6 protein-coding genes are annotated in these 8,104 nt (G+C 44.6%); 3 read left to right on the top strand and 3 right to left on the bottom strand.

The genetic code is table 11. The features are described 5' to 3' along the window. Positions 1-149 precede the first annotated feature (149 nt). Together AB4583_RS21000 and AB4583_RS20995 are read right to left on the bottom strand one after the other, a co-directional pair. Positions 150-1,298, bottom strand: a complete 1,149-nt coding sequence (locus AB4583_RS21000) for a phosphotransferase (RefSeq protein ID WP_372119226.1) — start codon at positions 1,296-1,298, stop codon at positions 150-152. Between the two features lie 11 nt (positions 1,299-1,309). After that, positions 1,310-1,594 carry a GNAT family N-acetyltransferase gene (locus AB4583_RS20995; protein ID WP_004732803.1) on the bottom strand — a complete coding sequence of 95 codons (285 nt, stop codon included), beginning with the start codon at positions 1,592-1,594 and terminating at the stop codon, positions 1,310-1,312. A 274-nt stretch (positions 1,595-1,868) separates the two neighbouring features. Here AB4583_RS20995 and AB4583_RS20990 point away from each other — a divergent pair, with 274 nt between their 5' ends. After that, a complete protein-coding gene (locus tag AB4583_RS20990) occupies positions 1,869-2,615 on the top strand; it encodes a flagellar brake protein (protein ID WP_017067648.1) in 747 nt (248 codons plus the stop codon). Between the two features lie 188 nt (positions 2,616-2,803). Here AB4583_RS20990 and AB4583_RS20985 read toward each other — a convergent pair whose 3' ends face one another. Then, positions 2,804-5,164, bottom strand: a complete 2,361-nt coding sequence (locus tag AB4583_RS20985) for a Lon protease family protein (RefSeq protein ID WP_372119223.1) — start codon at positions 5,162-5,164, stop codon at positions 2,804-2,806. 240 nt (positions 5,165-5,404) lie between these two features. On the opposite strand from AB4583_RS20985, the gene AB4583_RS20980 reads away from it, so the two are divergent. Further along, positions 5,405-5,899: a hypothetical protein gene (locus tag AB4583_RS20980; RefSeq protein WP_372119220.1), complete on the top strand. Its 495-nt coding sequence runs from the start codon at positions 5,405-5,407 to the stop codon at positions 5,897-5,899. Positions 5,900-5,911: 12 nt separating this feature from the next. Next, positions 5,912-7,540, top strand: coding sequence for an ABC transporter ATP-binding protein (locus tag AB4583_RS20975; protein ID WP_372119217.1), 1,629 nt, complete (start codon positions 5,912-5,914; stop codon positions 7,538-7,540). Positions 7,541-8,104 lie beyond the last annotated feature (564 nt).

Genomic DNA, 8,104 nt, shown 5'->3' with positions numbered 1-8,104 from the left:
CTGATTTAGGAAACAAAGCCTCGGCGCCATCAAAGTTCGCTTTCTCAATCACGAAGTTATTAAGCAGAGCCATCCAGCTCGAAAACGCGATCGGTACAACAATCGAAATCAGTAATAAAAAGTTTTGCGGCGTTTTCCAGCTCGCGGTTCTATCGAACATTGACGGACTCCTGTTCGTCTAATTGAGTGAGCACTCGTAAGGTCAACTGCTCAGTATAAGGGTTAATCTTCCAATGCTCTGGGCTCCAGCCTTTTACGAAACGTTGGAAATCGGCCCACGCCACGTAAAACATTGGTCGCCATGCTGCTTCTACCTCATCAAATGAAAGGTGTGGCTGATAGTACGCCAATGCCTCTTTCAAGTAGTGGAAGTAAGCATCTAGTACTTCTGATTCAAGCTCTGCGCAATCTTGTGGCCTAATCGCGCTGCTCATGAACAAGGCGACGTCTTTCATCGCACAGCCGTAACCCACATATTGGAAATCGACCGCAGCTGCTCGCTCGCTTTCAGAATCAAAACAAAAATTGGCGAGCTTGGCATCGCCATGGACTAAGGTTTGATATGGACACTCTATGAGTAAACGGTCGATGTGCTTGGCTTGATTCTTCAATGGTAAATCAGCCAAGGCATTGAGCTCATCAGGACGTGTATCTAGATGCCAATAAGTACCGACTTGCCACAATGATGACAACTGCTCTTGATTGATATTGATATGCTTTGCGTGAAAGTTAGCGAGCCATTTAAGGCAAGCATCGCGTTGTTTTTGCTCTTCTCGTGTGTAACTAGGTGCCTGATAGTCAGAAGCAGCAAGAACATCAAAATGAGAGGTTAACGGAAAACCTATATCCGCTAAGTCTTGCATCACAATCAGCCACTCATTCTCTTCTAGTTCACATTGCAGCCCAACAGGTACAGGGCAGCGCTCATCCCATTGTTGGGTGAATGACTGATACCAAGCTGTTTCCACTTGGTAAGAGTGTACCTTTCGTTGGTGAGAGAGTTTGGTATTCCAACCCTTTGGGTGTTCAGCTTTATCTGGCAACGCGACATGTTTAACAATCACACTCTTGAGTTCCGCACTGCTTTCTTGAGAAAAGACTAAGCGAACTAACTCGCCATATCCACCCCATAGGCGTTGAATCACTTGGACATCAAACCCTTCATGACAACCCAGCGAGGTCGCTATTTTTTGATAAAGCTCATTTTGATAAAACTCTTGTTGATAAAGCTCTGGCTGATTTTGACTTGAACCCGCTTCAGGTTGAGCTCGATTATTCGACGATATTGATTGAGACATATTACTCGTTGTTATGCTTTATCGGATAGAAGGTGTGACCACTGTGGCTGCCTATTCATGTAGTGAACCACATAGCTACAAACCGGCACAATTTTGAAGCCCGCTTGTTCAATTTCAGGCAATACCGATTCCATCATCACCTTCCCAAAGCCCTTGCCTTGCAGTTCATCAGGAATGCGTGTCGACGTGATATGTAGTACATCTCCGTCCTTTTGATACTTAACGACCGCGAACTGGTTGGGTTCTAACTCTACCGTGATCTGGTTCACTTCTTGATCCCATTTTACTGCCTGCATTCTCAACTCCTGCAAATAATTGATACGACAAACAATAAAAGTTTGAAGTATGAGTTCCTTGTAATAGACTAGCGCAAGTGCATATAAATAAATCTAAGTACTTACAAACACAGCAAATAATTCAGTGCAATCGGCTTAATATAAAATCAGCAATGATAAAAGGCACTCTATAAATCTATGTGAGTACGTCCACTAAATCTAGCACGTAATAACCCCTTGTTAGCAAGTTACCAATATAACTAACAGACGCATGTTGGCGCATGGAGAACATATAATGAACGCACCCCTGAAGAAGCCTTTGGAGCATAATCAGGCACTTCAAGACCCTCGTAATCGCACCGTTTCCACTATCAATAGCACTGATGCACTGGCCATGATTGAGCACGGCAGTGAGCTGACATTAAATGTCTCGACTCCCGTTGGCACGAAGTTTCTCGCCACCACCAGGTTTATCGGAACGCACAGTGATAACTGTATTGTGGTTGAGGTTCCCGAGGTATCCAATGAAGATCTGAACTTTTTCTTTCAAGAAGGTTTTTGGATGACCGCTCGTGCGTATTCTCTACGAGGTGAAGGCGCGCTTATCCACTTTAGAAGCCAAATTCACCATAAGATTGGTGAACCCTTCCCTATTCTAGTGCTGTCTACACCAAGCACGATGCAAGTGACACAGCTACGTAAAGAAACACGCTATGAAGTGAATCTGGCTTCAAGAATCATCTTCAACGACCAGCGAGCAAACTGTGAGATACGAGATTTATCGAAAAGTGGTTGTCGTTTCGTTACCTCACCAACCTCTCGTGCGATTCAGATTGCCGATCGCGTGTCTATTGAGATAACCCCTGAGAACTACAACGGCCCACTGATTCCGCCATTGCGAGGCATCGTCTGCAATTTACAGAAATCGACGCACTACGCTCGATACGGTGTCGAATTTGATGATATTGGCAGAGCTAACGCCAAACACTTATTGGCAAAACTGAAGTTCGATGGCACCAAGCTCTGCTTGCGAAACGGTTAACACCATTTAACACGCGACTTTCACCGAATACAACAAGCTGACCAACTACAATTAGTTCACTGGCAAACTAAACCTCAACCAACAAAAAAGCCATCGACTCTAGAATCGATGGCTTTTGCGTTTTAGCTGTTTATCTGTTTGTTTATCTATTTAGCTTAGCTATTAAACTGTGTATCTAGATATTCAAACTATTTGCGCAGTGCGTTCAGTTTAGCTTGGGCGATACCAAATATAGTATCAATTGGATAACTACCCTCATCACTCGCCTCACCTGCGGCTTTGCCTGTGAACAGTTCAATCGCTTCTGTTACATGGTCAATCGCCCAGATATTAAACTCGCCCTTTTCAACCGCTTTCACAATATCGCTACGCAGCATCAGGTTGTGAACATTTGAACGCGGGATGATCACCCCTTGTTCGTTTGAACGCCCTTTGATTTCACACACATCAAAGAAACCTTCAATTTTCTCGTTCACACCACCAATTGGCTGAGACTCACCAAACTGGTTCATCGAGCCTGTAATTGCGATATCTTGACGGTTTGGTTGCTTAGAGAACGCTGATACAACCGCACAGAACTCGGCCATACTCGCACTGTCACCATCGACGCCTCCATACGATTGCTCGAAGGTGATGTTAGTGGTGAGCGGGACTTTGGCTGTCTTACCAAATACGGAAGAAAGGTAAGCCGACAAGATCATCACACCTTTTGAGTGAATACTGCCACCTAGGTCTACGTTTCTTTCAATATCAATCACTTCACCATCACCGTAAGCGGTGGTTGCCGTGATTCGGTTCGGCGCACCAAACATATGATCCGTCGTGCTGAGTACAGACAGCGCATTCACTTGCCCAACCGCTTGACCATCAACATGGATTAGCGTTGTGCCGTTAGTGAAGGTTTCCATCACGCTGTCTTGCAGTCGTCCGACACGCATCTGTTGGTTAGATAACGCTTGGTCAACGTGCGTTGCACGAATCAGGTTCGATTTTGAGCCTCTCGCCACGTAGTTTGATTCACGAAGCAGATTAGCAATGTGAGCAGAGTGCAGAGACAATTTACCTTGGTCACCCGCCTGACGAGAGCTGTGCTCAATGATGCGAGCGATCGCTTTACGGTCACAATGCAGCATGTTGTTGTCGTGCACGATGCTCGAAATAAAGCGCGCGTAATGCATTTCAGAATCGGGAGTACGCTTCATCTCATCTTCAAAATCGGCCGTTACACGGAACAGTTCACCAAACTCTGCATCGTAGTGTTGCAGCAGTTGGTAAGTTCGGTAATCGCCAAACAGGATGATCTTAACATCCAATGGAATCGGTTCTGGATCAAGCGATACCGCCCCCGTTAAGGTCACCTCTTTTTCTAATGAAGTGAAGCTCAATTGACGTGAACGCAGTGCTCGTTTCAAGCCTTCCCAAACGTACGGCTGCTCAAGTACCTTCACCGCATCCATCAGTAATACGCCACCGTTGGCTCTGTGTAAGCTACCTGCGCGAATCAATGAGAAGTCAGTAAAGACAGTACCCTTGAACGTCGCCGTTTCTACATAGCCAAACAGAGAGTGATAATTTGGATTCTCTTCCACCACGATCGGCAGAGTCTCCTCCTTTTGGCTCACAATCACATTAACCTTGTAGCGACGCGGCATTTTCTTATCCAAAGAGGCCGTTGCAACTTCTGCTTGCTCCGTGCTCTCTTCTAAGAAGATGTCAGCGTTGTCGACAATGTCTTTACGCAGTGCCGTTAGGTACTTTTTGATGTCTGGATATTGGCTGTAATCCTTCTTCAATTGCTTGATGAAGTGCGTGATCACATCTCGCGCCGTATCATCATTCAGCTTTTGAATTTTCTCAGTGTACGTCTCTTCAAGTTCCGTCAGTTCACGAGAGATGGTTCGTAGGCCGACTTCCAATCCATCAATGGTTTTATCGAATTGATCTTGCTCTTCCGGCGAAAGCAGATCAAAGCTCTCTTCGGTATGAAGATCATCGCCATTCATTGCCACAAACTGGTAATCACCCTGAGTGGTGATCGTCAGGTTAATGCCCTTGTCTTTCGCTTCTTGGCTAATGCTTTCTAACGCGGCTTGTTGCTTAGCTGCTAATTGGTTTTTAAGCCTGTCAGCACGGCTAAAGTACATCTCGTTATCAAACGCTAGAGGCATACCTTTCAGCAGTTTACGCATCAATTTTTCAATATCTTGCTTTAAGCTGCTGCCAACGCCACGCGGCAATTTCAGTACCTTAGGTGTACGAATATCTTCAAAGTTCGCGATATAACACCAATCAAAAAGCTCCTGCACTTCTTGAGGGTGACGGTTCAGATAGCGCAAGATCATGGTGCGTTTACCCAGACCATTTCGCCCTATCGCATAAATGTTGTAACCCTTTTCCTTGATTGACATCGCGAACTCAACGGCTTTTTGTGCCCGTTCCTGCCCGACGATTTCGTCAATTGGAGCCAGTTCTTTGGTCGACTTACATGGTAACTTATCGAGTTCCGCTACCTTATACAGCTGTTCTGTATTGAGTCTTTGCATCGCCATCGCCGCCTCCTTAGTCCTTCATTACTTGGGTGTAGATAAAATCAGTGTAGATGTAATTTCCTACAAATTTAGTGACTTACGCTACACAGCTGTTCAACTGAACAAATAACACACAATTTAAGCCATTTTTAGGAATAGCTCGTCATTTAATTCACCAACTTAACATGTGAATGATTTTAATTTGCAATTGATAATAAATATCATTAACATTTTCTGATATTATAAATTGAGGATGTGGATATGGAAATTGAACGATGCTGGATGCACTACCTAAAAGCTGAACAGTTAATGGAACAAGGTCACTGGCCAGAAGCACAACGCCTTTATGGTGATGTTCTAACCTCACTTCCTCATCACATCCAAGATGCAGCATACCAAAGCGATATCAAGCCTTGCCAATTTGCCTGCTTGCTTGCCGGGTTGAGAGACGCAAGTGTCGCTCAATCAGAGATACTCAACCGATTAGGTCAGCACCAACAAGCCTTCGATACCTTGAATCAATCTTACGCTCTGATGCAATTTATCTCTCTGGAGAACACTGAGCTGATTCAACGTACCTTTGGATTATTGGAAAAGCAGAGCGAAGGCTTGCTCAATCACCTGATCGCTTTTTGCAGCGCTCAGCGCAGTTCGCATTGGATGCTCGAACTAGAACAAATTCAACGTGCTCATCACCATTTGGGGCAACTTAAAACAACGTCAGAAGTTCAATCTTCACCTAATGTCTTAAATTGATAAGGATATATCATGTCGGACCGGGCTCTTCTTAAAGTCAATAACCTCTCCGTTAGCTTCAAAACCAACGATGGAATCGTTGATGCGGTGAAAAAGGTTAACTTTACCCTTAAATCCAGCGAAACCTTGGCCATTGTTGGTGAATCAGGTTCTGGTAAATCTGTCTCTTCCAACGCACTGATGCGTCTACTTCCAGACAACGCCATTATTGATCCGCAGTCTCAAATTGAGTTTGAAGGCGAGTCTGTTCTCGAAAAATCAGAGCGTGAAATGCAGTCGATTCGTGGCGACAGAATCGGCATGATCTTTCAAGAGCCGATGACATCTTTGAACCCATACCTGCGCGTCGGCATTCAAGTGGCAGAATCTATTATGTGGCATCGTAAAGTGTCAAAGTCTCAAGCCAAACAGCGAGTGATTGAGCTGTTTAATCTTGTGCACTTGCCAATGCCAGAAAAGTCGTACACCAAGTACCCTCACGAATTTTCGGGTGGTCAGCTGCAACGCATCATGATCGCAATGGCGCTGATTAATGAACCGGATATCCTGATTGCTGACGAGCCTACAACTGCATTAGATGTAACGGTTCAAGCTGAAGTGCTTGCTCTTATCAAAGAGATCCAAGGCAAGATGGGAATGGCAATTTTGTTCATCACCCATGACTTAGGTGTGGTGAAACACTTTGCAGACCGCGTGCTAGTGATGTGTAAAGGTGAGCTCGTAGAAGAAGGGATGACTCAATCTTTGTTCGATAGTCCTAAACATGATTACACAAGAATGCTCATTAACTCGATTCCGAAAGGCGCTAAGGTTCCTGTTGAGGCGACAGCCCCAGAACTATTGTGTGCTGACGACATCCGAGTTCAGTTCTTGATGAAATCACACTTTATCAAGAGTAAAAGCCAGTACTTCGAAGCCGTAAAAGGCATTTCGTTGAATCTTAAGCAAGGCGAAACGCTAGGCATTGTTGGTGAATCTGGTTCAGGTAAATCAACCCTTGGACGTGCATTAATCGGCTTGCTGCCAAGTACCGGACGTATTGTTTACAAAGGCCAAGACGTTAGCTTATTAAATGATAAAGAGCGTCACAAGCTCAAGAAAGATGTCCAAATGGTGTTCCAAGATCCTTATGGTTCTTTATCACCACGCATGACAGTTGGGGAAATCATCACCGAAGGCTTAACGGTGCATCAACCTCATCTATCCAAGCAAGAACGTTTAGAAAGAGCGCGCAAAGCATTGATTGAAGTTCGCTTAGAGCCGAATTCAATAAACCGTTATCCACATGAGTTCTCTGGCGGGCAAAGACAACGTATCGCGATTGCTCGCGCACTGATTCTAGAGCCCTCTTTCATTTTGCTGGATGAACCGACTTCAGCACTCGATCGCTCAGTACAACTGACCGTGATTGACCTGCTGAAAGACATTCAAGCCAAGCACAATATCGGCTTCCTGTTCATCAGCCACGATCTCTCGGTAGTGAAAGCACTGTCGGATCGCGTACTGGTGATGCAGAAGGGCGAAGTAATGGAAGAAGGGTCTGCAGAAGAGATTTTCAATGCGCCGAAAAACAACTACACCAAGAAATTAATCGCTGCGTCATTCGACTTAGAAGATAAATCGAAAAAAAATGCCGCATAAAGGGAACTAATCAACATTAACAGCGTCTTATAATTACATTCTGAATAATCTCCTAATAGATTGAAATCTAGAATGGATATAGCAAAACTGGTTTGGCCGCCAAAAGAGAAATGTCGCATGGATGCGACATTTTTCGTTTCTGGCGTATATGAAAAATCAACTCAGTGATTCGCGCCAGTGATTCGAACCAGTGATTATGAAGGTTTGCTAAAATTAACGGACTTTAAACAGAGTTCGCTGGTAGTCGTCATAGTCGAAGAGCGGCTTAGTTCAACTCGTTTTTGGACAATTCTGTGTTATATGCATTGATAAATTAGCATTTGGCGGATTACTTGAGGTATAGCAGAATCTCTAATGTAGTGGCCAAATTCACTTAGCTACTACAGGGTTATTACTTATAGATGGTGGCTGCTTACTTTCTTCCCATAAGCCAGTGAGCTGAAAGGTGGATAGATATCAAAGTGAAAGCGATGATGCAAATCTCCCCTAACTCTTTTCTCTCCAACGCAAACCCAATAGCTAGGTAAGTACTTGGGTAGTACATCGTATCCGCCCCATGAACCC

Origin of the sequence: Vibrio sp. 10N.222.49.C12 (genome assembly GCF_041475025.1) — a bacterium.
Lineage (GTDB): Bacteria > Pseudomonadota > Gammaproteobacteria > Enterobacterales > Vibrionaceae > Vibrio > Vibrio crassostreae_C.
Note: the sequence above shows the minus strand (reverse complement) of the source record. Positions and strands in the feature narration are given on the sequence as shown.

Coding starts and splice junctions, on each gene's coding strand:
- AB4583_RS21000 (WP_372119226.1), bottom strand. CDS start 1,298: ATGTCTCAATCAATATCGTCGAATAATCGAGCTCAACCTGAAGCGGGT.
- AB4583_RS20995 (WP_004732803.1), bottom strand. CDS start 1,594: ATGCAGGCAGTAAAATGGGATCAAGAAGTGAACCAGATCACGGTAGAG.
- AB4583_RS20990 (WP_017067648.1), top strand. CDS start 1,869: ATGAACGCACCCCTGAAGAAGCCTTTGGAGCATAATCAGGCACTTCAA.
- AB4583_RS20985 (WP_372119223.1), bottom strand. CDS start 5,164: ATGGCGATGCAAAGACTCAATACAGAACAGCTGTATAAGGTAGCGGAA.
- AB4583_RS20980 (WP_372119220.1), top strand. CDS start 5,405: ATGGAAATTGAACGATGCTGGATGCACTACCTAAAAGCTGAACAGTTA.
- AB4583_RS20975 (WP_372119217.1), top strand. CDS start 5,912: ATGTCGGACCGGGCTCTTCTTAAAGTCAATAACCTCTCCGTTAGCTTC.